The 24,947-nt window shown below is 42.7% G+C and carries 23 protein-coding genes; 12 read left to right on the forward strand and 11 right to left on the reverse strand.

Going from position 1 to position 24,947, the window contains the following annotated elements:
• Positions 1 to 318 precede the first annotated feature (318 nt).
• A complete protein-coding gene (locus MKI85_RS16220) occupies positions 319 to 2,250 on the reverse strand; it encodes an ATP-binding cassette domain-containing protein (protein ID WP_241629240.1) in 1,932 nt (643 codons plus the stop codon).
• 183 nt (positions 2,251 to 2,433) lie between these two features.
• Between MKI85_RS16220 and MKI85_RS16225 the strand changes: the two genes are divergently transcribed.
• The 4 genes from MKI85_RS16225 to erpA all read left to right on the forward strand — a co-directional run bounded on the left by MKI85_RS16225 (position 2,434) and on the right by erpA (position 6,329).
• Positions 2,434 to 3,441, forward strand: coding sequence for a putative solute-binding protein (locus MKI85_RS16225; RefSeq protein WP_413351488.1), 1,008 nt, complete (start codon positions 2,434 to 2,436; stop codon positions 3,439 to 3,441).
• Positions 3,442 to 3,659: 218 nt separating this feature from the next.
• Positions 3,660 to 4,670 carry a putative solute-binding protein gene (locus tag MKI85_RS16230; RefSeq protein WP_241629242.1) on the forward strand — a complete coding sequence of 337 codons (1,011 nt, stop codon included), beginning with the start codon at positions 3,660 to 3,662 and terminating at the stop codon, positions 4,668 to 4,670.
• A 189-nt stretch (positions 4,671 to 4,859) separates the two neighbouring features.
• Complete coding sequence (locus MKI85_RS16235) at positions 4,860 to 5,867, forward strand: putative solute-binding protein (protein ID WP_241629303.1); 1,008 nt, start codon at positions 4,860 to 4,862, stop codon at positions 5,865 to 5,867.
• A 126-nt stretch (positions 5,868 to 5,993) separates the two neighbouring features.
• Positions 5,994 to 6,329 carry an iron-sulfur cluster insertion protein ErpA gene (erpA, locus tag MKI85_RS16240; RefSeq protein WP_142769879.1) on the forward strand — a complete coding sequence of 112 codons (336 nt, stop codon included), beginning with the start codon at positions 5,994 to 5,996 and terminating at the stop codon, positions 6,327 to 6,329.
• A gap of 52 nt (positions 6,330 to 6,381) precedes the next feature.
• Here erpA and MKI85_RS16245 read toward each other — a convergent pair whose 3' ends face one another.
• Complete coding sequence (locus MKI85_RS16245) at positions 6,382 to 7,512, reverse strand: anhydro-N-acetylmuramic acid kinase (protein WP_241629244.1); 1,131 nt, start codon at positions 7,510 to 7,512, stop codon at positions 6,382 to 6,384.
• Positions 7,513 to 7,575: 63 nt separating this feature from the next.
• On the opposite strand from MKI85_RS16245, the gene tyrS reads away from it, so the two are divergent.
• Positions 7,576 to 8,808: a tyrosine--tRNA ligase gene (gene tyrS, locus MKI85_RS16250; RefSeq protein WP_241629245.1), complete on the forward strand. Its 1,233-nt coding sequence runs from the start codon at positions 7,576 to 7,578 to the stop codon at positions 8,806 to 8,808.
• 58 nt (positions 8,809 to 8,866) lie between these two features.
• Here the strand turns inward: tyrS and MKI85_RS16255 are convergent, their stop codons facing one another.
• From MKI85_RS16255 to dnaA, 5 genes are all read right to left on the reverse strand, one after another.
• A complete protein-coding gene (locus tag MKI85_RS16255) occupies positions 8,867 to 9,238 on the reverse strand; it encodes a hypothetical protein (protein WP_241629247.1) in 372 nt (123 codons plus the stop codon).
• Positions 9,239 to 9,375: 137 nt separating this feature from the next.
• Positions 9,376 to 11,844: a DNA topoisomerase (ATP-hydrolyzing) subunit B gene (gyrB, locus tag MKI85_RS16260; RefSeq protein ID WP_241629249.1), complete on the reverse strand. Its 2,469-nt coding sequence runs from the start codon at positions 11,842 to 11,844 to the stop codon at positions 9,376 to 9,378.
• Between the two features lie 43 nt (positions 11,845 to 11,887).
• Positions 11,888 to 12,970: a DNA replication/repair protein RecF gene (gene recF / locus MKI85_RS16265; RefSeq protein WP_241629251.1), complete on the reverse strand. Its 1,083-nt coding sequence runs from the start codon at positions 12,968 to 12,970 to the stop codon at positions 11,888 to 11,890.
• A 14-nt stretch (positions 12,971 to 12,984) separates the two neighbouring features.
• Positions 12,985 to 14,133, reverse strand: coding sequence for a DNA polymerase III subunit beta (gene dnaN / locus MKI85_RS16270; protein ID WP_241629253.1), 1,149 nt, complete (start codon positions 14,131 to 14,133; stop codon positions 12,985 to 12,987).
• A gap of 111 nt (positions 14,134 to 14,244) precedes the next feature.
• A complete protein-coding gene (gene dnaA, locus MKI85_RS16275; RefSeq protein WP_241629254.1) occupies positions 14,245 to 15,624 on the reverse strand; it encodes a chromosomal replication initiator protein DnaA in 1,380 nt (459 codons plus the stop codon).
• Between the two features lie 650 nt (positions 15,625 to 16,274).
• Between dnaA and rpmH the strand changes: the two genes are divergently transcribed.
• The 5 genes from rpmH to mnmE all read left to right on the forward strand — a co-directional run bounded on the left by rpmH (position 16,275) and on the right by mnmE (position 20,375).
• Positions 16,275 to 16,409 carry a 50S ribosomal protein L34 gene (gene rpmH / locus MKI85_RS16280; RefSeq protein ID WP_000831329.1) on the forward strand — a complete coding sequence of 45 codons (135 nt, stop codon included), beginning with the start codon at positions 16,275 to 16,277 and terminating at the stop codon, positions 16,407 to 16,409.
• Positions 16,410 to 16,439: 30 nt separating this feature from the next.
• Positions 16,440 to 16,829, forward strand: a complete 390-nt coding sequence (rnpA, locus tag MKI85_RS16285; protein WP_100242855.1) for a ribonuclease P protein component — start codon at positions 16,440 to 16,442, stop codon at positions 16,827 to 16,829.
• Between the two features lie 9 nt (positions 16,830 to 16,838).
• Positions 16,839 to 17,159, forward strand: coding sequence for a membrane protein insertion efficiency factor YidD (gene yidD, locus MKI85_RS16290; protein WP_241629256.1), 321 nt, complete (start codon positions 16,839 to 16,841; stop codon positions 17,157 to 17,159).
• Between the two features lie 5 nt (positions 17,160 to 17,164).
• Positions 17,165 to 18,919: a membrane protein insertase YidC gene (gene yidC / locus MKI85_RS16295; RefSeq protein ID WP_241629258.1), complete on the forward strand. Its 1,755-nt coding sequence runs from the start codon at positions 17,165 to 17,167 to the stop codon at positions 18,917 to 18,919.
• A 100-nt stretch (positions 18,920 to 19,019) separates the two neighbouring features.
• Entirely contained in the window at positions 19,020 to 20,375 is a 1,356-nt protein-coding gene (gene mnmE / locus MKI85_RS16300; protein WP_241629260.1) for a tRNA uridine-5-carboxymethylaminomethyl(34) synthesis GTPase MnmE, read from the forward strand.
• A 53-nt stretch (positions 20,376 to 20,428) separates the two neighbouring features.
• Here the strand turns inward: mnmE and MKI85_RS16305 are convergent, their stop codons facing one another.
• Together MKI85_RS16305 and MKI85_RS16310 are read right to left on the reverse strand one after the other, a co-directional pair.
• On the reverse strand, positions 20,429 to 21,613 hold the full coding sequence (locus tag MKI85_RS16305; protein WP_455168465.1) for an MFS transporter: 1,185 nt from the start codon (positions 21,611 to 21,613) through the stop codon (positions 20,429 to 20,431).
• 88 nt (positions 21,614 to 21,701) lie between these two features.
• Entirely contained in the window at positions 21,702 to 21,968 is a 267-nt protein-coding gene (locus MKI85_RS16310) for a metal/formaldehyde-sensitive transcriptional repressor (protein ID WP_241629262.1), read from the reverse strand.
• Between the two features lie 37 nt (positions 21,969 to 22,005).
• Here MKI85_RS16310 and dmeF point away from each other — a divergent pair, with 37 nt between their 5' ends.
• A complete protein-coding gene (gene dmeF / locus MKI85_RS16315) occupies positions 22,006 to 22,956 on the forward strand; it encodes a CDF family Co(II)/Ni(II) efflux transporter DmeF (protein WP_413351726.1) in 951 nt (316 codons plus the stop codon).
• A 125-nt stretch (positions 22,957 to 23,081) separates the two neighbouring features.
• Complete coding sequence (locus MKI85_RS16320) at positions 23,082 to 23,783, forward strand: DsbC family protein (protein WP_241629266.1); 702 nt, start codon at positions 23,082 to 23,084, stop codon at positions 23,781 to 23,783.
• Between the two features lie 70 nt (positions 23,784 to 23,853).
• Here MKI85_RS16320 and MKI85_RS16325 read toward each other — a convergent pair whose 3' ends face one another.
• Positions 23,854 to 24,111 (reverse strand): GlsB/YeaQ/YmgE family stress response membrane protein, encoded by a 258-nt coding sequence (locus MKI85_RS16325; RefSeq protein ID WP_241629267.1) that lies wholly within the window; start codon positions 24,109 to 24,111, stop codon positions 23,854 to 23,856.
• 209 nt (positions 24,112 to 24,320) lie between these two features.
• Complete coding sequence (gene hpt / locus MKI85_RS16330) at positions 24,321 to 24,848, reverse strand: hypoxanthine phosphoribosyltransferase (RefSeq protein ID WP_241629269.1); 528 nt, start codon at positions 24,846 to 24,848, stop codon at positions 24,321 to 24,323.
• Between the last annotated feature and the right edge of the window lie 99 nt (positions 24,849 to 24,947).

Raw genomic sequence — 24,947 nt, forward strand, 5'->3', positions numbered from 1 at the left:
AGCTAAATCCTTGTTAATCAACAAGTTTTTATCTGCATCACCGCCGATGGATGTGCATTCTACAGCATTTCTTATCCGTTACAACCCCTATTTTGGTTTATTTTGCACGTCTGTTGTTTTTTTCCACGAATTTGTGCAAAAAACTTGTTTTCCACTCATTTTTTAAGCGTTTTAATGCCTAAATTGCATATTTATTTTCATTTTTTCTCTTTTATATATGTTTTTATTTGCTCTCTATCACTTTCTTACTTGTTTAAGTTTTCTTCTACAAAAAAGCACAGCCTAGGGCTGTGCTTTTTTGTCTTCTCTATCAATGAATCAAAATGAGCTTTCGAGTTCTTCCAATTCCATCATCAAACCCAGCATATCTTCTTCAGTTTGCTCTAACTTGGCTTTGAGTTGATTTTGCTCATCCATCAATTTTAATAAATCTTGCTTACGTTCAGCGTCATATAAACTACTATCCCCCAGCAAGGTTTCGATTTCTTGCAAACGCGGCTGTAACTTCTCCATTTGCGATTCGCATTTCTCAATATTCTTACGAATTGGACGACTGAGTTCACGTTGACGTGCTGCTTCTTTGCGTTGAGCTTCTTTATCCAGTTTAGAAATAGTCGGTTTCACCTCGACTTGTGATTGAATTGGAGCAGTAGGTTGCTGACCATTTTTCATCATGTCGATACGCGCTTGACGTAACCATTCTGCATAAGCGGTCAGGTCACCATCAAAGTCACGACACGTACCTTGGTGTACCAACAACAGTTCGTCACAAACGCTGGCAATCAATTGACGTTCATGTGACACCAACACCACAGCACCTTCGAAATCTTGAAGTGCCATGGTCAGTGCATGGCGCATGTCCAAATCCAAATGGTTAGTCGGTTCATCTAGAATGAGTACATTAGGGCGTTGCCAAACAATCAGTGCCAGCGCTAAACGGGCACGCTCTCCCCCAGAGAAGCTTTCACTCGGCGTATCCATCCGCTCACCACTAAAGCCAAAACTGCCTAGAAATGATCGTAAACTTGCTTCACTAATTTTCGGATCTGCAATACGTGCCAATTGCAACATTGGGCTAGCATTCCCATCCAAGGCATCCATCTGATGCTGGGCAAAATAACCAATATTGAGTAATTCAGATGCTTTTCGTAGTCCTGCTAATAAAGGGAGATCACCCACTAAGGATTTAATCAGGGTAGATTTACCTGCTCCATTCATCCCCAATAAACCAATTCGACTGGTCGGGGTAATTTGCAGGTTTACATTGGTCACAATCAGTTTGTCGCCATAACCGATATCTGCACTTTCCAATTCCAGTAAAGGTGAACTCATTTTCGATGGTTCGCGGAAACTAAACGTAAACGGCGTATCGACATGGGCAGCAGAAAGTTCCTGCATACGTTCTAATTGTTTAATTCGACTTTGTGCTTGTTTGGCTTTGGTGGCTTGTGCTTTAAAGCGGTCGATATATTTTTGCAAATGAGCGCGGGTTTCTAATTGCTTTTCATAGGCTTGTTGCTGTTGTGCTAAACGTTCGCTACGGGTACGTTCAAAAGTCGAGTAATTCCCCGTATATAAAGTCAGTTCTTGATTTTCAATATGTAAAATATGATCGGTGATGGCATCCAAGAAATCACGGTCATGCGAAATCAGCACTAAGGTGCCTTCATAGGCTTTTAACCAGTCTTCTAGCCACAAAATTGCATCTAGGTCTAAATGGTTGGTCGGTTCATCCAGTAACAATAAATCTGAACGGCTCATGAGGGTACGTGCCAGATTTAGGCGCATACGCCATCCACCTGAGAAACTTGAAACATCGAGTTGAGATTGATGTTCAAAGAAACCTAAACCCGCCATGAGTTGTGATGCTTTGGCAGCAGCCGAATAGCCATGAATTTCATCAAAGCGACCATATAAATGTGCCAGTTCATCATTGCTTAAGTTTTCTGGATGATCCAGTTTGTTCTGAATCTCCCAATATTCTTCATCGCCCGATAGAACAAAATCAATCGCTTTCATATCTAAGGCTTTGATTTCTTGAGCCATATGTGCGACTGTCCAGACTGCTGGACGGGTCAAACTGCCTTCATCTGCACCTAATTCACCTAAAAAGGCTGCGAACAAGGTCGATTTACCTGCACCGTTTACCCCTGTTAGACCAATTTTCCAGCCTGGATGCAATTGCATAGAGGCTTTTTGGAACAAAACTCGTCCCCCACGGCGTATAGAAAGTTGATCTAACTGAATCATTACAAAGACTGGCACATAAAAAGTTAGCGCTATTCTAAAGGAAGTCGCTCAGAAAACAAAAAGTACAAAAGCAAACCGACCTAAATGTTACTGATCGGAAATAGAGTAAAAACTCTATTTCATCCAAATAAAACATGCTTATATAAATTTGTTCCTGAAAAATCAAAAGAATGAGGTGGAATCGTGAAGCAAGCCGTTTTGATCTTATCGACAGCAACGCTCTTTAATTTATCCAATGTAGCTCACGCCAATAGCAATGTATGTGTATTCGATTTACTGGGCAAATCAGGGGAATCGTATAAATTTCTGGAAGAATGGGCATTAGCCAGTCAAAGCTGGGGCGCCCATATCGATCTGACGGCTTATAAAGATGAAGCTCAATTAGACCAAGACTTTAAAGCTGGGGTTTGCGATGGGTTCTATATGACCTCTATGCGGGCTCGCAATTATAATAAATTCGCAGGTTCAATCGATGCCTTAGGCGGCGTACCCAATAACGCGATTGCGCAAAAAGCCATTATCTATGTCTTGGACAAGAGAAATCAAAAACGCTTGATTACCAAATCAGGAAAAGACACCTATGAAGTTGCGGGCATTGGTCAGATTGGTCCCGCTTATTTATTTGTGCGCGATAAATCAGTGAATAGTGTTGACAAACTGAATGGTAAAAAAATTGCGGTGATGGAATTCGATCAAGCCCAAAAAATTATGGTGAAACGGGTCAATGCAGTACCCGTAATGTCTGAAATTTCCAATTTTGTGAAAAAGTTTAATCAGAGCGAAGTCGATGTTGTCCCTGCCCCAGCCTATGCATTTAAACCACTGGAAATCCATAAAGGATTGGGCAGTAACGGCGCGATGATCAACTTCCCCGTGCTGAATGTCACCGCAGATCTGATTCTACGCCCAGAAAAATTTCCAGATGGCTTTGCTGCTCAATCGCGACAATGGTTTGTCCGCCAATTGCCTAAAAGTTTTGCCATGGTGCAACGTGTAGAAGCCACGATTCCCGCGAAATACCGAATGGAACTGGACAAGGAGGATAAAGAAAAATACCAAAAGCTATTACGTGATGCGCGCATGGATCTGACTCAGCAAGGTATTTATGACCCGACCATGATGACCGTCCTCAAAAAAGCCCGCTGTACTGTGGAACGTACCAATTTTGAATGCTCACTGGGTGGTGAATAATTTTTTGATCGTTTTGAGCAGTAAGCGCATCATTCAATTGACTGATTTTCATGAGAACACTTCTTTGGATTGGACAAATTGACAGCAATTTTACTCAGCGTGTCATTTTTTTATTTAAAAATGGAGTAAATACTCTATTTATACATGTAAAACTTGCTTAATATTGTCTGCGTGTAAGGACACTAAGAACAAGAATCAATCTGAAAAGGATGAACACAATGAAAAAAGTCATGTTAGGTTTCGCTGCAGTTACTGCGATGGGTCTGTCGACGACCACGCAAGCCGCACAGGTAGATGTCTGTGTGTTTGATTTGCTTGGAAAATCTGGTGAGTCTTATCAAATGGCGCAAGAATGGGCTTTGGCGGCAAAAAGCTGGGGCGCAGAAGTTAATCTGATTCCACGTCAAGATGAAGCTGTTGCAGACAACGACTTTAAAGCAGGTAAATGTGACGGCGTATTTATGACTGCCATGCGTGCCCGTCAATACAATAAATTTGCAGGTTCGATTGATGCCTTAGGTGGTGTACCTAGTAATGCCATTGCACAAAAAGCCATTAGCTTTGCTCTAGACCAGCGTAATGCCAGCAAAATGGTCACGACTCTGGGTGGGAAGAAATATGAAGTTGCAGGCATTGCCCCTCTCGGTTCTGCCTTTATTTTTGTTCGTGATAAAAACATCAATTCCATTGAAAAAGCCGCAGGCAAAAAATTTGCTGTATTAGGGTATGACCAAGCGCAGAAAATTATGGTGCAACGTGTCGGTGCACAGGCAGTCATTTCAGATGTCTCGAATTTTGTGGCGAAATTCAATAATGGTCAGGTGGATATGGTCGGTGCTCCAGCGTATGCCTATAAACCCTTAGAAATTTACAAAGGTTTGGGTAACAGTGGTGCGATGTTCAACTTCCCTGTACTGCAAGTGACTGCAGACTTTATTATTCGCCCAGAACAGTTCCCAGCAGGCTTTGGACAAAAATCCCGTGATTGGTTTGTGAAAAACCTGCCAAAAAGCTTCTCGATGATTAACCGACTTGAAGCCGCAATTCCTGCAAAATACCGTATGAATCTGAGTGCTGAAGATAAAACCAAATATCAAAAGATGTTACGTGATGGTCGTATCGATCTCACCAAACAAGGCATTTATGATGCCAGCATGATGAGTGTTTTGAAAAAGGCTCGTTGTTCTGTCGATAAAGCCAATTTCGAATGTTCAATGGCTGGTGAATAAGCCTAAAATCAATCATTAAAGCCTAGATTCTTCTAGGCTTTTTTCTGTTCACCTTTTGTCTCCAATGCCAATGAAGATCCTGCAAAACAGGCTAAGCTTGAGCACAGGTAACATGATTGTTTTACCGCGACATGATGAAGAAACTCATCACAACACTATAAAAAGAATGGAATAAGGACAATTCACATGATGACAGCATCATCCAAGCAACTTTTGATCGGACTCGGACTCTGTGCTGCAACCAGCCTTGTACAAGCCAAACAAGTGGTCTGCGTATTCGACTTGGTCGGGAAAAGTGGCGATGTATATGCCCTCATGAAAGACTATCAATTGGCTGCCAAAAACTGGGGAGCCGATATTGAACTACGAGTGGCTCAAAATGAAGCGGTGATTGCGGAAGATTTTAAAGCAGGCAAATGTGATGGCATCAGCGTTACAGGTATGCGAGGACGCCAATTTAATGATTTTACAGGTTCACTGGATGCGATTGGGGCAATTCCCAATCTCAAACTGGCGGTCAAAGTCATGCAAGGTTTAGCCAATCCGACCTTCAGTAAATATATGGTGAAAGGTCAATATGAAATTGCAGGTGTCATTCCTGTTGGCGATGCCTATTTAATGGTGAATGACCGTAATATTAATAGCGTGGCAAAAGCCGCTGGGAAAAAGATTGCGGTACTGGATTATGACCAAGCACAAAAAATCATGGTGCAGCAAGTCGGTGCTCAGGCAGTCAGTTCAGATGTCACCAATTTCGGCAGTAAGTTTAACAATGGTCAGGTCGATATTATTGGCGCTCCTGCGGCTGCCTTTAAACCGCTCGAACTGCATAAAGGTTTAGGCAGCAAGGGCGCAATTGTGAACTATCCGATCTTACAGGTCACAGGCAATATCATTATTCGTCCCGAACGCTTTCCCAAAGGCTATGGTCAACAATCGCGTGAATGGGTAAAAGCACAATTGCCACGTGCCTTTGATATTTTAGGCAAGATGAAAGCCGATATTCCAACAAAGTACTGGATGGACGTTCCTGCTACCGACAAACCTGGCTATCAAAAAATGATGCGTGAAGCACGGATTAATTTGACCCAGCAAGGCGTGTACGACAAGCGCATGATGAAACTGCTGTGGCAATTTCGCTGTAAAGAAGATGCCAAAAATTTTGAATGTGGTCTGCAAGATGAAAACTACAAATAATCTTGATAAAATTACTCTGATTTGACTTTTAATCTTCGAATATTGACCATATATTGAGTATGCTATACTAGACATATGGTCTTTTCATTTTTTAAAAGACCCAAGAACCGAACTGAGGAATCTATCATGACTGCTCCAGCGCTTGAGTTGACCGACAATGCAGCAAATAAAGTACGCCAATTGCGCGATAGTGAAGGCAACCAAGATCTAATGTTACGTGTTTATGTAACGGGTGGGGGCTGTTCAGGCTTTTCTTATGGCTTTAACTTTGCCGACAATATGAATGAAGATGATGCTGAGTTCATTAATGGCGATGTAAAAATGCTGGTTGACTCACTGAGCTATCAATATCTCGTCGGTTCAGTGGTCGATTATGTGGAAGGTCTAGAAGGTTCTCGTTTTATTGTACAAAATCCGAATGCCACCACGACGTGTGGCTGTGGATCGTCTTTCTCGATTTAAGCCGATCACAGAGATAAAAAACCTCCTGAATTGGAGGTTTTTTTATACATGTCTAGACTGCCGTGATGCTGCCTAAAATCCGATAGCCGTCCGCGCCTGTCACCGCAGGTAAATTACCACTCAAATGCTCGACAAAACGCATGGCTAACCATGCAAAAGCCGTCGCTTCAACCCACGTCGGACTTAAGCCCAAATCTGCAGTACTTTGTACGGTCCATTGATGCTTACGTAAACGCCAACGTAATTGCTCTAACAGTTGCGAATTATAGGCCCCACCACCACACACGTAGACTTCACCCGTATCCATCCCAGAACGATAGATGGCTTTTTTAATTGCACGTGTGGTTAGTTTTAATAGTGTGGCTTGGACATTTTCAGGAATGTCTTCCAATTCATCATAAGCCAGCTCGTCATTACGCCAGTCCATGATCTGATCATCCAGCCAATCCAGATTAAAATCTTCACGTCCCGTACTTTTAGGCGGCTCCTTGGCAAAAAAGTCATGGGCTTGTAAGCGCTCTAACAAACTGCGAATTGGCTGACCATAAGCGGCCCAGTTGCCATTTTCATCGTAAGGCTGCCCCGTATAACGATGACACCATGCATCCATCAGAATATTGGCGGGTCCTGTATCAAAACCTGATACTTTTTCAAGTGCACCCGCTGGTAAAAGACTGACATTGGCGATGCCACCCAAGTTCAGAATCACACGGTGAATGCTTTCATGCTGGAATAAGGCTTGATGAAAAGCGGGTACCAACGGAGCCCCCTGCCCACCTGCTGCCATATCACGACGGCGAAAATCGGACACCACTGGAATGTTGGTGATTTCAGTAATGATATTTGGATCGCCAATCTGTAAGGTAAACCCATGCTCTGGACGATGGCGAATGGTTTGCCCATGCGAACCAATGGCTTTAATTTGGCTACGATCTAGTTGATGCTGTTCAATCAGCGTATTGATGCCTTCCCCTATCATTTTCGCCAATGCCACATCGGCTTTGCCCATACGATCAATTTCGTTGTCATCTGGCAAAGTCAGCGCCATCAGTTCATCACGTAAATCTGGGTCAAAAGCTAAGGTGAGCGTGGCATGCAACTGCAATGGATCGAATGAAGCGGCCACAATATCTACCCCATCCATGCTGGTGCCGGTCATTACTCCAATATAGATTGCTGTCATGATTATTCTAAAGCCTGCAATGTGCTGAAAAAGTGTTAGTATATCGCACAAATTGAATAACTGATGTGTTTGGGTTTTGTGATGTCAAATTTCCTGCCAGCTGAAGAACAGCTTGCCCTCATTCAACGAGGCACTCATGAAATTATCTCGGAAGAGGATCTGTTAAAGAAACTCAAAGAGAATCGTCCTCTAAAAATTAAAGCGGGCTTCGACCCGACTGCACCTGACTTGCACTTGGGTCATACGGTGCTGATCAACAAATTAAAAACCTTCCAAGACCTCGGTCATGAAGTGTTTTTCTTGATTGGTGACTACACCGCCATGATTGGTGACCCGACGGGTAAAAGCGCGACTCGCCCACCGTTGTCACGTGAACAAGTCTTAGAAAATGCCAAAACCTATCAAGAGCAAGTGTTTAAAATTCTTGATCCGAACAAAACCAAAGTGGTGTTTAACTCGGAATGGTTTGCGACCAAGACTGCGGCTGATTTAATTCAGCTAGCTTCACAGCAAACCGTTGCACGTATGTTGGAACGTGATGACTTCACCAAGCGTTATAACAACCAACAACCGATTGCGATTCACGAGTTCTTGTATCCCTTGGTACAAGGTTATGACTCTGTTGCCTTGCATGCCGATGTAGAACTCGGTGGTACGGATCAAACCTTTAACTTATTGATGGGTCGTACCTTACAAGGTCGCTATGATCAAGAAGCGCAAGTGTGTATTACTGTGCCAATTCTTGAAGGCTTAGACGGCGTCAATAAAATGTCTAAATCTTTAGGCAACTACATTGGTGTATTTGATACACCAGGGGCGATGTATCAAAAAGTCCTTTCTATGCCAGATGCTTTGATTGAACGCTATTTTGATCTACTCAGCTTCAAATCGGTTGAAGAAATCAAAGTATTGCTAAAAGAAATTGAAGAAGGACGTAACCCTCAAGAAGTGAAGAAGATTCTTGCACTTGAATTGGTGGAACGTTTCCATGGTGCTGAAGCGGCTGCAAACGCCCACAAAGGTGCAGGCAACATCATTACCGAAGGTGAACTACCAGAAGGTACACCTGAAGTGACTATTTCACGTGCCGAGTTTGGTGGCGAAATGTTTATTGCTTCGATTGTACGTGCTGCGGGTTTAACAAAAAATGCTGCTGCAGCAAAAGATGCTGTTTCACGTGGAGCCGTTAAAGTTGACTGGAATGTGGTTGATGCCAGCTTCTCTGTGAACGAAAACATCACCCTGATCGTTCAAGCAGGTAAAAAAGCGATTGCGAAAGTGACGTTTACTGACTAACCCACGCAAAGCTAAAAAGCAGGTCACTCGACCTGCTTTTTTATGTCTAAAAATCAACTCAGTCGAATAGGCCCACCAGTTTCTTTTTACAAAAGCGTAATTCTACAATTTGCCATGCATCAGATTGGAAATGCCACGTTTCCTGAATAACCTGTTCAGGCTGTGCCAAATGCAACAGAATTCGGCATTCTGTTTGGGCCGGATTAAACTCAAACATTTCGGTCTGAATCTCTAAATGACGCGGCTTCCACACCCCATTTTGCACTGCATGCTGAATACTGGCATAACGGCTTAAATTACTTTCCACCTTTCCCTGAGCTTCATACACCACTTTAAACTCAGGATGCTCATATTGCATCAACTCTTGTATCTGCCCCGTATAAAAGGCATTCAGCCAATGATCACGCTGCTGCTCCAAACTTAAATCCATCATCTTCCCTCGCTATTATTTATTTTTATTCAGCATGCCACACCAATACGACAGTTTAATAACGCTCACCAAAACTCAACAAAACAACCCGCCATAAAAAAGCAGCCCTCAGGCTGCTTTTAGAAAATCACCACCGATTATGCATCGATATCTGCATTTAACGCATTTTCTTCAATAAAGGCACGACGTGGTTCCACATCATCCCCCATTAAGCAAGAGAACATACGGTCCGCTTCAATCGCATCATCAATGGTCACTTGCAACATATGACGGTTTTCAGGATCCATAGTGGTTTCCCAGAGCTGCTCCGCATTCATCTCACCCAAACCTTTATAGCGCTGAATCATCATGCCACGGCGAGAGTCTTGTAGAATGTGCTGCCACACTTGATGGAAAGTATTCACCTGAATTTTGCGCTCACCTTTTTCTAAATAAGCACCTTCTTCAAGCAAGCTGAACCAGCTCTTCGAATTCTTGAGTAAACGTACATATTCAGTCGAAGACAATAAACCCGCATCCAATAAATAGCTGTGCGGCAAATTATGCACATAAATGGTAATACGCGGGAAATACACTACCGCTTTTTCACCACCCGCCAATTCTTTATCGAAAGCTTCGAGCGTTAATTCAGGGCGTAAGCTCGGCTGAATTTTTTCTACTGCAGCACGCAATTGCTCGCCCCAGTGTTGTACATAGGCCAAATCTTGCGAGTGATCAAATTTGTAGGTTTCTAATGAAATCAGACCATCCAACAAACTTGCAGGATAACGCTGGGTTAAGCGCTGTAAACTTTTTTGCGAGGTTTGATAATCGGCAATCACACGCGCCAACGCTTCACCACGAATGGCTGGAGCATCTACATTGACATGTAAAGCTAAATCATCAATCGCATTGGAGATCAAGAAGGTTTCGAGCGCCTCATTATCTTTCATGTATTGCTCATGTTTACCCTTCTTCAATTTATAAAGCGGTGGTTGCGCAATATAAATATGTCCACGTTCCACCAATTCTGGCATTTGACGGAAGAAGAAAGTGAGTAACAAGGTACGGATATGCGAACCATCGACGTCAGCATCGGTCATGATAATGATTTTGTGATAACGCAACTTATCAGGATTATATTCTTCACGACCAATACCACAGCCTAAAGCTGTAATCAGTGTGCCGACTTCCTGAGAAGAAATCATCTTGTCAAAACGTGCACGTTCCACGTTTAGGATTTTACCTTTCAACGGCAAAATCGCCTGCATTTTACGGTTACGACCTTGTTTCGCCGAACCACCTGCAGAGTCACCCTCGACCAGATACAGTTCAGACAATGCTGGATCTTTTTCCTGACAATCTGCCAACTTACCTGGCAAACCCGCAATATCCAAAGCACTCTTACGACGCGTCATTTCACGTGCTTTACGTGCTGCATCACGCGCACGCGCTGCATCAATAATTTTGCCTGCAATTGATTTTGCAGCCGCAGGATTCTCAAGCAAGTACTCTGAGAATGCCTTGTTCATAGCTTGTTCAACGGCTGGCTTCACCTCACTCGATACCAATTTTTCTTTGGTCTGTGAAGAGAATTTTGGATCAGGCACTTTCACTGAAATAATCGCCGTTAAACCTTCACGAGCATCATCACCCGTCACAGCCACTTTTTCTTTTTTCAGTAGACTTTCATTTTCCATGTAGCTGTTTAAGCCACGCGTTAGCGCTGCACGGAAGCCCGCCATGTGCGTTCCGCCATCTTTTTGCGGAATATTATTGGTAAAGCAACGCACATTCTCTTGGTAAGAATCATTCCATTGCAAAGCCACTTCGACCCCAATGCCATTTTCAGCTTGAGTGGTAAAGTGGAAAATGTCATTCAGATGGTTTTTGCCCTGATTGATATATTTTACAAACTCAGACAAACCACCTTCATACGCATAAATGTGCTCTAAATTGATCCGTTCATCACGTAATACAATGCGCACACCTGCATTCAGGAAAGACAACTCACGTAAACGACGCGCCAAAATATCAACATTAAAAATAGTCTGGCTAAAGGTTTCTGCACTTGGCCAGAAACGTACAATGGTCCCTGTGGTTTCAGTATTACCAATCACTTTCAATGGATACTGCGGATCACCATGACGATATTCTTGTTGATGAATATGTCCTGCACGGTGAATGGTTAATTCGAGTTTGCTCGACAAAGCATTTACAACGGAAACACCTACGCCGTGTAAACCACCTGAAACTTTATAACTATTATCATCAAACTTACCGCCTGCATGCAGAATGGTCAGAATAACTTCTGCGGCAGAAACGCCTTCTTCAGGGTGAATATCGGTTGGAATCCCACGACCGTTATCTGAAACACTGACCGATTCATCTTCATGAATCGTGACGAGAATTTCATCACAATGACCTGCCAATGCTTCATCAATGGCGTTATCCACCACTTCGAACACCATGTGATGTAAACCTGTGCCATCATCAGTATCGCCAATATACATACCTGGGCGCTTACGGACGGCATCCAAACCACGTAAAACTTTGATACTGGAAGAATCATAAGCCTTTTCGATGGTTTGTTCTGTTTGAGTGACAGATTGGTCTTCTGAACTCATGGTTACTCCCTAGTGAAAAATCGGTCTATCCAAAGATGGGAAATCATTGCACAACACATGCCACTCGCCCATTTTCCACGTGGAACAATTGGTAGGAAATAGACAAGTCATGTAAATGTTTTTGTACGGATTCATGCTCTAAAGTGGTAATAAAAACTTGACTACCAAGTTGGCTTAATCGCTCAATTAAACGTTGTTGTGCGGCTAAATCTAATTCTGCTGTCAGATCATCTAATAATACCACAGTTTCCTTATTACAGGCATGTAGCATTGCAATCTGGGAGAGTTTTAGCGCCATAATCAAGAGCTTTTTTTGTCCACGTGATAAAACAATATCCGCCTCCCCCATCGGGGTTTTTAAGCGTAAATCAGCACGATGTGGACCATATTCAGTATAACGTCGATCAAGGTCTTTTTGGTGGTGACTGCACAGGTCATGCAATAACCCATGCTCAGTATGAAAGCCTGCGACATATTCCAGCTCGATGCTTAAATTGGGCAATAATTGCTGCAAATCTTGCTGAAAATAAACATTCCACTGTTCCACAATCGCAACACGCTGAGAGTGTAAAATTTCGCCATATTCACCCAGCATTTTATTCCATGGTTCTAAAGTTGCCAGACTTAAATTACGCTGTGACTTTAATAAACTATTCCGTTGCTTCAAAGCACGAGAATAGTATTGCCAGGCATGATAAAACTCAGGTTCCACGTGAAACATGAGCCAATCGAGTAGCTGGCGCCGTGGTTTGGCCCCATGATCAATAATATCGGTACTTTGCGGATCAATATGTTGTAAAGGCAATAGTTTTGCTAATTGCCCTTGCGTGGCAATATGATCGCCATTGACTTTCATGACCTGCTCACCACTCAGATGCTTTTGCATACCCACTTTTTCAGTGGCTGATTGAGCGAATACAACAGCATTCTGAGCTTCATACAGAATATAGTGCTTGGGAATATGGGTACGAAAGGAACGCCCTGTCGCAAGTAAATGAATAGCCTCTAAAATAGAGGTTTTACCCGAACCATTCGCACCGTAAAAGACGTTAAACGGCTGCAACTCAGAGAGTGCAACCGTTTTTAAATTACGAACACGTTCGATGTTTAAACGCGTAATATGCATAATAAATCTAGAGATTAGACACGCATCGGCATCACGACATAAGTCTGATCGGTATGTACAGGATCATGTACCAACACCGACTGGTTGGCTTCAGTCATGGTCATCGACACATCATCACCGTCCAAGGCACTTAATACATCCAGCAAATACTGTGCATTAAATGACATTTCTAACGGAGCATCGTGATATTGAATGGCTAAATCTTCAATCGCTTCATCTTGTTCAGGGTTATTGGCACGCAACTGCAAGGTATCCGTGCTGAAATTTAAGAACACACCGCGTAATTTCTCATTACTTAAAATCGAAACACGTTGTAGAGATTGCTTAAACACATCGTGTGCAATCAATACATTTTTGTCGCCACCACGTGGAATCACACGGCGGTAATCAGGAAATTTTCCATCAATCAGTTTCGTGGTAAAGCGAACTGTAATTGGTCCCTGCTCTTTATCACGACTTGGTGTATTGATGGTGACATTTAACAATTCACGACCAATCAATAGAGACAATTGCTCATCTTCAATGCTGAGTAAACGTTGTAATTCACCCACGGCTTTTCGTGGCACAATTGCTTGAACCAATTGCTGCGTATTTGAAGAAGCTAAGGTTTCACATAATGCCAAACGGTGACCATCAGTTGTGACTGCACGTAATTGATTTTCATCAATTTCCAATAACGTACCCGTTAAATAAAAACGCACGTCTTGCACAGCCATCGCAAACGCGGTTTTTTCAAATAAACGTTTTAATTCACGCTGAGTCACCGTAACTTGCGTGCCTTGCGTATTTTCAGTGTTTAACAGTGGATAATCTTCAGCAGGTAAGGTACCCAATACAAAGCGACTGTTGCCTGACTTAAGGATACAGCGTTGATCTTCAGTAATTTGAATATCAATCAGGGCAGCACTTGGTAAAGACTTACAGATATCCATCAATTTACGTGCAGGAACTGTGGTTTCACCTGCTTGTAAGCAAGCCCCTTCAATCAAATTGGTGCTCGCCACCAACTCAACTTCCAAATCAGAACCTGTTATCGCCAAAGCATTTTGACTCACTTGTACTTTAACATTCGATAAAATGTTTAAGGTGTGGCGACGTTCCACCGCTCCTACCACATGGGAAAGAACATTAAGTAAACTTTCTTTGGCGATTTTTAAACGCACGATGCATTCCTCGAAAAAACTGAAGATGAAATATAAATAAATGTATTTTTTAGCAGTGTACTATGCGGCAGAATATACCGCATTGCAAGACTAGAATTTGAGCAATAGGCTTTAACTTTGCAGCAGGCGTTGCAAGTTTTTGTAATCCTCATTAAAGATTGGATCTTCTTCTCTGAGGCTTTGCACTTTTTCACAGGCATGCATCACGGTACTGTGATCACGACCACCAAATGCCATACCAATTTCAGGGAAACTGTCCCCAGTGAGTTCACGTGCTAAGCCCATCGCCAATTGACGTGGACGTGCATAAATTCGCGTGCGCTTAGGGCCGATCAATTCCTTTAATGGAATGCGGAAATATTCACTCACCACACGCTGAATGTTTTCTGTACTGATGGTTCGCGCACGAATTGCCAAAACATCTTTTAGCGACTCTCGCACCACATCAAGATCAATCGACGTCCCTTTGAAACGTGAAATCGCGACCACTTTATTCAGCGCGCCTTCTAATTCACGTACGTTAGCCACCACTTGTTGTGCAATAAAGAGTGCACAGTTACGTGGCAAATCGACACCACTGCTCTGCGCTTTCTTTAATAAAATTTCAATGCGCGTTTCAATATCAGGTGGTTCAACTCCAACCGACAAGCCCCAAGAAAAACGGGAAACCAAACGAGCATCAAGTTCCGTAAGTTCTTTAGGATAACGATCAGAAGTTAAGATAATTTGTTTAGATTCATCTAATAAAGCGTTAAAGGTATAGAAAAACTCAACCAAACTGGCTTCTTTACCCGCCAACAAATGAATATCATCGACCAAAAGTAAATCTAATGAACGACAATTTTTCTTAAACTCTTCGACTTTGCCTTGTTGTAAGGAACTGACAAAATCCTGCACAAAACTTTCAGCCGTCATGTACATGACACGTGCATTTGGTTTTGCCTGTAATAAAGCATTGCCCACTGCTTGCATTAAGTGGGTTTTACCCAAACCTGTCGGACCATATAAAAACAAAGGGTTATGCTGTGAAGCACCCAATTGTGTCAATACTTTACGACAAGTCTCTGCCGCCATCTGGTTAGAACGACCTTCAACAAACAGAGAAAATGTAAATAAGGGATTCAATAAGCGCTTTTTATTTTTTAACTGCGCATCATCTTTCTCTTTCTTTACCTTTGCAACTGGCGCAGGTGTTGAAGTTTCTAATGCCGCAGTCGTAGTCGCTGGCTGTTCACTTGGGGATAAAATCGCGCCTGGACGCGAATCTACCATAATTTCTACATGACGAACGCGTCCTTCAGACAATTGTTCCGCCAAAATGGTAATCAATTCTAAATGATGTTCCTGAATATAGCGCGTCCAGTATGGATTAGGCGCATATAGTCGCAAAGTGTCATCCAACTCTTCAGCAACTAAAGGGCGAATCCACATTGTAAAAACATTTCCAGAGAGCTCTTGTCGCAAGCGAGTTAAGCAGTCTGTCCAAAGCATGTGAAACCCCTATTCATCCATTTTTAAATTTAAAAACACCACTGTCCGCCAAAGCGGGTCGCCATTCTAACCAAGTTATCCACATCTGTCATGAAGAATTCTGCAGAAATTGCTCAAAAAAGAAATAATCAATCTAAATTTAAATTCAAAACCACATGTGGATAAAAAAACCCACAAGCTGTGGATAAAAAAAACAGTAAAGTTATCCACAATTCCTTAAAATCTTAAAAACATAGATATCCACAACACTAATACTTGTTTTTATAGGTTAAAAGTAGGTTTCCCACAGAAAAACAGCTCCCTAATAATAATAAATTTAAATTTTAAAATTTGAATTTATTTATAAGGTTTGACTTTATTGTGGATAACCCAAACATTCGAATAAATTTAAATTTAAAACTGTGAGGTGTTTATATGTGTGTGGATAAATTTGTGCATAATATTGTTTATAACTTATTTTCCATTATTTAACAAGTTATTATGGTGTGAATACTTTTTTGTTGATCTGAACGTTAAATAAAAAGGCGACAGTCAAAGATTTAATAGTTACAAGTTTATTTGTGCGGAATTGGTGTTTTTGATTGACAGCTCAAGCAATGAACACTAAAATCGCGGACCTTTATAGAAAGATCATTTTTTGGAGTTTCGATATGAAACGTACATTCCAACCATCTGAATTAAAGCGTAAACGCGTTCATGGTTTCCGTGCTCGTATGGCTACTAAAGCTGGTCGTCAAGTATTAGCTCGCCGTCGTGCAAAAGGTCGTCACAGCTTAACGGTTTAATCTGTTAACGCTTAAACGATTTTGGGTGTTATGACACTTTATGACTTCGGCGCAGAACGGCGTCTTCGTTGTGCTGCCGATTATAAAGTTGTGTTTGATGGTGCGCTTTTTAAAGTGCATCAACCCCACTTCTTGTTTCTGGCAACATATTCCAAACAACCTAACAGTCGTTTGGGAATTGTTGTTGCTAAGAAGAAAGTGCGCCGTGCGCATGAAAGGAATCGAGTAAAACGACTTGCTCGCGAAAGTTTTCGCCTGCATCAAATGCAATTGGATGCCTTGGATATTGTTGTTATGCCTAAAGTTGGTATAGAAACAGTTGCCAATTCTGAATTGCATCAGCAATTACAATTTGCTTGGCAAAAGCTGCAACGCATTGCTAAAAAGCATTCAAAAATAGCTCCCTCCCCACAGAAGTAGAGAAGGCCAATGGTACGTGTGCTGCATTGGTTCATTCGATTCTATCAGATCGCGATTAGTCCTATGTTAGGACCACGCTGTCGTTATATACCTACATGTTCTCAATATTCATTGGAAGCAATCCATACACATGGAGCTGTACGGGGTGTTTGGTTGGCTACAAATCGTATTTGTCGATGTCATCCATGGGGCGGCTCGGGCTATGATCCTGTTCCTGCAAAAGCAATTCGTTTTATTTCATTTCAGCAAATCGATTCTCAAACGCATCTCGTTGCTGTACCCTTTCGTGGATGTTTATGGAATCAAAATCACTCTAACTTTTTGGGGTAATAGATATGCAACAATGGGCCAGGATTGCAATTCTAGGAGCCATGTTTGTCGTCGCATATTTGCTTATTTTGGCATGGCAAAAGGACTATGGGCATAATGAAACTCAACAGCAGCCACAAAAAGCTGCGGTCGTTTCACATGAAGTCTCTGCTGACCTGCCAAATGGACAGACAGCGACAGCTGCTTCAGATGTGCCACAAGCAAATAATGCAGCGCAGCAAACAACAGAATCGACTGCGGCAGCAAGTCAACAGCTTATTTCAGTTCAGACTGACCTTTATCATCTTTGGATTAATCCTAAAGGTGGTGATATTGTTCGTGTTGAATTACTCAATCATGATAAAAACAAAGATAGCGATGAACCGTTTGTTATGCTGGAAAGCGATGCCAAGCGTACGTATGTTGCACAATCTGGTTTAATTGGTCTAAATGGACCTGACAGTGGTCGTAATGGTCGTCCTGTCTATGAAATTGAGAAATCTGCTTATACTTTAGCTGATGCAAAAGCAGCGAAAGATAAAGACGGCAAGTCAGTTCAAGTACTTTCTGTTCCGATGGTCTTTAAGACGGCTGACGGCGTAGAAATTATTAAAACCTTTACTTTCACGCAAGGCGAATACCCAGTTGTGGTCAACCACAAGGTGGTGAACCGCAGTGGTCAAAACTGGCAAGGCCAGATGTTTGGTCAGCTCAAACGTGATAATTCAGAAGATCCAGGTAAATCGGATCAAGGGATTTTCACTCTGGGTACCTTCTTGGGTGGCGCATGGGGTACGCCTGAAGAACATTACAACAAGTTGAAATTTGCTAACTTTAACGATGAAAAGTTAAGTGTTGAAGCAAAAGGCGGCTGGGTTGCGATGGTTCAGCATTACTTCGTCAGCGCTTGGATTCCAGGTGAGTTGAAGTTAACGCAGGCAGATGGTCAAGCATACAGTGCTAAATTAGAGTCGCGTAAATCGAGTGATGACATGAACATCCTCAGTTTTACTTCTCCAACCATCAATGTACCTGCAGGTACGGTGGCTGAAGTGGATGCGACGTTCTATTCAGGTCCTAAAATTCAATCTGAATTGAAAGACTTGGCTGTAGGTTTAAATCAGACTGTGGATTATGGCTGGTTATGGCCAATCGCGAAATTATTGTTCTTAGGCTTACAATTCTTCCATAACTTGGTGGGGAACTGGGGCTGGTCAATCATTTTACTGACTGTATTGGTGAAGTTGATCTTGTGGCCATTGTCGTCGAAGAGCTATCGCTCAATGGCGAAAATGCGTGTGATTGCACCTGAAATGCAGCGTATGAAAGAAGAATTCGGTGAAGACCGTATGCGCTTCTCTCAAGAAATGATGGCATTGTACAAGCGCGAGCAAGTGAATCCACTTTCAGGCTGTTTACCATTGTTACTACAAATGCCAATCTTCTTGGCATTGTACTGGGTACTGATGGAAAGTGTGGAACTGCGCCATGCACCTTGGATTCTCTGGATTCAAGACTTATCGGCAATGGATCCGTGGTTTATCCTGCCGTTGTTGATGGGTGTAACCATGTTCATCCAGCAAATGTTGAACCCGCAACCTGCCGATCCAATGCAGGCGAAAGTGTTCAAGATCATGCCAATCATGTTCACAGTATTTATGTTGTTCTTCCCTGCAGGCTTGGTACTGTACTGGATTGTGAACAACACCATTACCATCACTCAACAATGGTTTATCAATAAATCAGTTGAAAAAGCGCGTAGCTCAAAAGAAACTGCATAAGCAGCTTCTCACAGCAACTAGCTGATTAAATCCGCTTAAGATGGTAATCTTAGGCGGATTTTTCTTTGGGTTCGATTAGGACTAACATCAGGTGAATTTTATGCAACATCAAACCACTATCGCAGCGATTGCTACTCCGCCAGGTCGTGGTGGTGTGGGCGTAATTCGTCTTTCAGGTCCGCAAGCCTATACCATTGCAGAACAGTTGACGCAGAAGGCATTACCGAAAGCACGGATGGCAGGTTTCCGTCAGTTTCTGGATCTTCAGGGTGAAGTGCTGGATGAAGGTCTGGTGATTTGCTTTCCAAATCCTAACTCGTTTACCGGTGAAGATGTGGTGGAGTTACAGGGACATGGTGGACCTGTAATTCAAAATGCCTTGTTGGCTCGTTGTTTGGAATTGGGTGCTATGGCTGCCAAAGCAGGCGAATTTTCCATGCGTGCCTTTGAAAATGGCAAGCTGGATTTGGTTCAGGCAGAAGCCATTGCCGATTTGATTGATGCCACTTCACAGGCAGCCGCGCGTTCAGCCGTACGTTCTTTACAGGGAGCTTTCTCGCACAAGGTCAACACGGTCTTAGAAAAATTGATCCATTTGCGTTTGCATGTGGAGGCTGCGATCGACTTTCCAGAAGAAGAAATTGATTTCTTGGCAGATGGCAAGATTCTTTCTTTATTGCAAGAAGTACAGCATTCAGTCGCTGCGGTACAGCAATCAGCGCGCCAAGGGCAACTGTTGCGCGAAGGTCTTCAGGTGGTGATTGCTGGCAAACCGAATGCAGGTAAATCTTCGCTATTAAACGCTTTAGCGGGCATTGATCGTGCCATTGTGACGGATATCGCGGGAACCACTCGTGATGTCTTGCATGAAAAGATTAGCCTGAATGGTTTGCCGATCACCCTGACCGACACCGCGGGTTTGCGTGAAACGGGCGATGTGGTGGAAAAAGAAGGCATACGCCGTGCAATTAAAGAAATTGAACAAGCCGATTTGTTATTATTGGTCTATGACTTGAGCCAAGGTGAAGATCCGTTGCAATTGGCACGAGAATACTTTGAACACCATCTTGAACCTAAGCGCCTCATGTTGATTGGCAATAAATGCGATTTAACTGGTGTGGAAGCTCAAATTGGTGATTTTCAAGGGTTCCGCCATATCACGGTCTCAGCTAAACAGGAAACAGGCGTTCAATCACTCATAGAAGCGATTACAACGCATGCAGGCTTTCAGCCAGAGGAAGACACCTTTATTGCCCGTACACGTCATTTAGACGCAATGAAGCGCACGCAGCACTATCTTGCAGAAGCACATGAGCAACTGGTGGTGTTTCATGCAGGGGAACTGGTGGCAGAGTCATTACGTCTGGCGCAAAATGCCTTGGGTGAGATCACTGGTGAGTTCAGTGCGGATGATTTGCTGGGGAAAATCTTTGGCTCGTTCTGTATTGGTAAATAACCGTTCTATCCCCTTTCTCTGATTTCACTCTAATTTGATAATAAGGCTTTGTTTCATACAGGAAGCAAAGCCTTTTGTTTTCTGTGCCACAAATAGAGTCCCAAACACAGTAGTGCCATGCCAATGCCAAAACCGCTAACCGCCAGATTTAAGCCCCAAAGATCGGCACTGTAACCGACGGCAATAATTGGGACGATCGTTCCCAAATAGCCCATAAACAAATAGGTCGAAATGACCGCAGCGCGATTGTGTGAATCGGTCATTTGGTGAATCAGACCAAAAGAACCCATGATGCCCAAGCCATGTCCCAAACCTACACCAATATCACTGATAAAGAACAATAGACTCCAATGGGTTTGCATACAGATTGCCAAAAACAGGCAACTCAGCATGAGCAGAAGCAATCCATAATTCAAGCTACGTGCTGCAGGGAGCGATTTGGCAAAAAACTGTACCAGTGCGGAAATAAACAGAATGCTGGAAATGGCGAGACCACTCACCAAAGGACCATGCCAAGGGATCAGGTCTTTGACAAAGGAGGCTGACAGTGAAGCAAATAAGCTGAATGCGCCAAAAGCACAAAATGCGGTTAAACCTGCAATAAAAAAATGCATCCGCACTGAAGCGACAGGCAGCTCTAAGTGTGGTGCAATTGAGAAGGTTTGCGCTTGGAAGGCGGGGGGCTTTAAGCGAAATAACCCGATTAAACAAATAATTGCTCCTGCAATAATCGGTAGATATGGCATGAGTAATGGGGCTGCAGAAAATTGGGCAATTATTCCTCCGATGAAAGGACCTAAAGCAAAGCCGATGACGGTGATAATCGAACTTAACTGCGGAGCATGTGCTTTATGACTCTCTGGAATGGTCAACATTAAGCCTAACATGGCAGACGTACTGATCAGCCCTGATGCAATCCCGATAATAAAGCGCCCTAAACCGAGCCAAAGCGCATTACTGGCAAATGCGGAGAGTAGCAAGCCCGTAGTGACAAACAATAAACCTACCTGTAAGGTGCGTAGAAAACCAAAGCTATTACTGGCTCGCCCAAAAAAGAGAAGAGTGGCTAAACACCCAAACATATAGGCGACAAAAATGTAGGTAATTTGGCTCGGCAGTAAATGCCATAACTGCTGATAAATCGGATACAGCGGACTGGCTAATGCTGTACCAATGGTACCCATGCATAAAGCAAGGCTGATCATCAGGAATGATCGCCACGGATGTTGAACCGTCATAAAGCATCACAAAAACTGTCGGAAAAAGCACAGTAAAAAAATAGAAGAGTTCCGACAGCTTAAGCTGAAACTGCTGCTTTAACAATCATTAGCCATAGCGTTTCAGTAATTTCATGAACTCAGCCAGTTCATCGTCATTGGTTTCGGTATTGGTACCTATAACGTGATGACGTAGATGCGCTTCAATCAATTCATTCATCAGCCCATTCACTGCCCCTTTCACGGCGGCCACTTGCTGTAATACCTCAATACAGGAGCAATCGGGCTGCATGAGGGCTTGATTAACCGCTTGGATTTGCCCTTGTAAACGCTTCACACGATTTTGAATTTTCTTATCTTCAGATAAATGACCCACACTTACCTCCAAAAAATAATATACTACTGGGGAGTATATTGGTGAGAATATCATGCAACATTCAGCAACGCACAGAACTCATAGTCATCAATTTGATGAAGGGAATCCCTTGGCGCAAAAACGAATTCTAATTGCCGCTATTTTAACGGCAGTCATGATGCTATTAGAAGTGATCGGCGGCTGGATTTTTAATTCTATGGCTTTACTGGCCGATGGCTGGCATATGAGTTCACATATGTTGGCATTGGGATTGGCTTATTTTGCTTATCGTGCAGCGCGGCATTACGCTCGGGATCAGCGCTTTAGTTTTGGGACATGGAAAATTGAAATTTTAGCGGGATATAGTAGTGCTATTTTACTGTTGGTGGTGGCCATTTTTATGGCATTTCACTCGGTAGAACGGCTCATTTATCCTGTTGATATTCAATACAATCAAGCGATTCCGATTGCGATTCTGGGTTTAGTGATTAACTTGATTTGTGCTTGGCTTTTGCATGATGGTCACCATCACCATCATGAGGAATCAAGTCATTCGCATGGTCACGACCACACCCATGAACATGATTTAAATCAAAAAGCCGCATTTTTGCATGTGGTTGCCGATGCAGTGACTTCCGTGTTTGCCATCATTGCCTTGTTTGCAGGGAAATATATGGGATGGTCCTTTCTCGATGCTTTATTAGGGATTTTAGGGGCTATTTTGGTGGCACGATGGGCATATGGCTTAATTCAGGAAACAGCAAAAACCCTGTTGGATGCAGAAATGAATCATCCTGTGGTGGAAGAAATCCGTGAAGTGATACAGGACTTGCCTGTAGTTGTTGAAGTGACTGACTTACATGTCTGGAAGGTCGCCAAAGGTAAGTTTGCCTGTATCTTGGCACTCAGTAGCCACGCCTCAATCAGTGCAGACGAGGTGCGCGAAGCCTTATCGATTCATGAAGAAATCGTACATGTCTCAGTCGAGATCAATCCTTTATCGGTTTAGGGCAAAGTTCCACGTGAAACACTCGGGTATTTGTTTTACCAAATACCTGATAAAAATGATCAATCATCACAATAATTAAGATTAAACTGATTCCCTTTGATAACTTACGTGAACGAGCAGAATTCATGTTGAAAAAAACAATGGTCGCAGTACTGGCGGGTTTAGTGTCTTTATCCAGTTTTGCGAGTGTAGACACTGTAAAAAACAATCTTGTAAAACAACATCCAGATTTGAAAGTTGAAAATATTCAAACCACAGAAATGCCAGGCATTTACAGCGGTTCTATGGATGGTCAGGTGGTTTATCTGGGTGAAAATGCCCAGCACATTTTGGTGGGTTCGATGATTCGCCTGAAAGATCAGCATAATCTGACCAAAGATTTGATCTTGAAACAAAACTCGATTGACTGGAAAAAATTACCACTACAGGATGCAGTAAAAACTGTACGTGGTAATGGCAAACGTCAATTGGCGATCTTTTCTGACCCAAATTGCCCGTATTGCAAGCAACTTGAGACTGAATTAAAAAAACTGGATAACGTGACCATTTATACGTTCATTTATCCAATTAAACCGCAATCCGTCGCGCCGTCGAAAGCAGTATATTGTGAAAAAGATCAGAGTTATGCTTGGGAAAATCTGATCGCCAAAGGTGTTGTACCTGCGGGGAAGAAGAGCTGTGCCAACCCGATCGAGCGTAATTTAGCTTTGGGTAAATCGCTTGGTGTCAATGGAACCCCGACCTTGATTTTCTCCAATGGTTTTAAGGCGGTGGGAGGCTTACCTGCTGAACAAATTGAACTGATCTGGAAAGAGTTTGGTTTGTAATTCAAGATCAATCAATTTTATTTAAAAAGCCTTTTCATGTTTCACGTGAAAAGGCTTTTTTATGGCAGGTTTAAGCGTGCGATTTCTTATTGAACAGGTTGTAGATAAATAAAATAATAATTGCGCCAATCACGGAGGCGAAGAATCCCGCTGCGACATTGTCGGCATATAGTCCAAGCATGCGCCCAGCATAAGTGGCGACTAAGGAACCTGCAATCCCTAACAGGGTGGTAACCCAAAAGCCAGCCTTGTCATCTCCGGGATGAATGGCACGTGCGATTAGACCAGCAACAAAACCGACGAAAATCGCAACAATCAGTGACCACATAGAGTTCTCCTTGTTGTTCTATTTGAATGAATTATTAAGTGAACAAGATTATTTTGAATTGTGCTGTGGCTCAATAAAAGCCTAATCCTGCAAGCGAATGTGGTGTTTTTGTGTGAGCGTGTTACAAAGTCAGCAGACATAAAAAAGCCTTTTAAACGCAGCCGTTTGACCGTTTTAAAAGGCTTTTAACGATGTGATTGATCTAGGACTTAGAGACCAATTTCACCAATAAATGGAATGTGGCGATACTTTTGATCGTAATCGAGACCATAACCAACAATAAACTTATCTTCGACTTCAAAGCCCAAGAATTTCACGTTTAAATCAATTTCACGGCGTGAAGGTTTGCTCACCAACGTACAGAGTTCAATGGAGTTTGGTTCACGTGTTTGTAAGATCTCAAGCACTTTGCTTAAGGTATGCCCAGAGTCGATAATATCTTCTACGACCAGTACATCTTTACCACGAATTTCGCCGTCCAAGTCTTTCAAAATTTTTACATCACGACTTGAAACTGTAGATTTGCCATAGCTTGAAACGGTCATAAAGTCGAGCTCGTGCGGCTTTTCAATTGTTCGGCATAAATCAGCCATAAAAATAACGGAACCACGTAATAAGCCAATCAACACAAGTTCTTTGTCGCTTTCGGCATAGTGGGCATTAATTTTAGCACCAAGCTGTTTAACTTTTGCTTGGATCTCTTCAGCTGAAATCATTACGCTCATTTGAACGGTCATGGGCAGATACCTAAAAATCAAAAATAAAAAAGGCGTTGACTTGCAACACCCCAAAATATGCATTTATTTTAATACATCTGCTAAGCAGATGCACCCCTT

This window comes from Acinetobacter zhairuonensis, assembly GCF_022601715.1.
Classification (GTDB): Bacteria; Pseudomonadota; Gammaproteobacteria; order Pseudomonadales; family Moraxellaceae; genus Acinetobacter.

Excerpts from the sequence above, each read along its gene's own strand:
- MKI85_RS16220 (WP_241629240.1), bottom strand. The coding sequence starts at position 2,250 with ATGATTCAGTTAGATCAACTTTCTATACGCCGTGGGGGACGAGTTTTG.
- MKI85_RS16230 (WP_241629242.1), top strand. The coding sequence starts at position 3,660 with ATGAAAAAAGTCATGTTAGGTTTCGCTGCAGTTACTGCGATGGGTCTG.
- MKI85_RS16235 (WP_241629303.1), top strand. The coding sequence starts at position 4,860 with ATGACAGCATCATCCAAGCAACTTTTGATCGGACTCGGACTCTGTGCT.
- erpA (WP_142769879.1), top strand. The coding sequence starts at position 5,994 with ATGACTGCTCCAGCGCTTGAGTTGACCGACAATGCAGCAAATAAAGTA.
- MKI85_RS16245 (WP_241629244.1), bottom strand. The coding sequence starts at position 7,512 with ATGACAGCAATCTATATTGGAGTAATGACCGGCACCAGCATGGATGGG.
- tyrS (WP_241629245.1), top strand. The coding sequence starts at position 7,576 with ATGTGTTTGGGTTTTGTGATGTCAAATTTCCTGCCAGCTGAAGAACAG.
- MKI85_RS16255 (WP_241629247.1), bottom strand. The coding sequence starts at position 9,238 with ATGGATTTAAGTTTGGAGCAGCAGCGTGATCATTGGCTGAATGCCTTT.
- gyrB (WP_241629249.1), bottom strand. The coding sequence starts at position 11,844 with ATGAGTTCAGAAGACCAATCTGTCACTCAAACAGAACAAACCATCGAA.
- recF (WP_241629251.1), bottom strand. The coding sequence starts at position 12,970 with ATGCATATTACGCGTTTAAACATCGAACGTGTTCGTAATTTAAAAACG.
- dnaA (WP_241629254.1), bottom strand. The coding sequence starts at position 15,624 with ATGCTTTGGACAGACTGCTTAACTCGCTTGCGACAAGAGCTCTCTGGA.
- rpmH (WP_000831329.1), top strand. The coding sequence starts at position 16,275 with ATGAAACGTACATTCCAACCATCTGAATTAAAGCGTAAACGCGTTCAT.
- rnpA (WP_100242855.1), top strand. The coding sequence starts at position 16,440 with ATGACACTTTATGACTTCGGCGCAGAACGGCGTCTTCGTTGTGCTGCC.
- yidD (WP_241629256.1), top strand. The coding sequence starts at position 16,839 with ATGGTACGTGTGCTGCATTGGTTCATTCGATTCTATCAGATCGCGATT.
- yidC (WP_241629258.1), top strand. The coding sequence starts at position 17,165 with ATGCAACAATGGGCCAGGATTGCAATTCTAGGAGCCATGTTTGTCGTC.
- mnmE (WP_241629260.1), top strand. The coding sequence starts at position 19,020 with ATGCAACATCAAACCACTATCGCAGCGATTGCTACTCCGCCAGGTCGT.
- MKI85_RS16305 (WP_455168465.1), bottom strand. The coding sequence starts at position 21,613 with ATGACGGTTCAACATCCGTGGCGATCATTCCTGATGATCAGCCTTGCT.
- MKI85_RS16320 (WP_241629266.1), top strand. The coding sequence starts at position 23,082 with ATGTTGAAAAAAACAATGGTCGCAGTACTGGCGGGTTTAGTGTCTTTA.
- MKI85_RS16325 (WP_241629267.1), bottom strand. The coding sequence starts at position 24,111 with ATGTGGTCACTGATTGTTGCGATTTTCGTCGGTTTTGTTGCTGGTCTA.
- hpt (WP_241629269.1), bottom strand. The coding sequence starts at position 24,848 with ATGACCGTTCAAATGAGCGTAATGATTTCAGCTGAAGAGATCCAAGCA.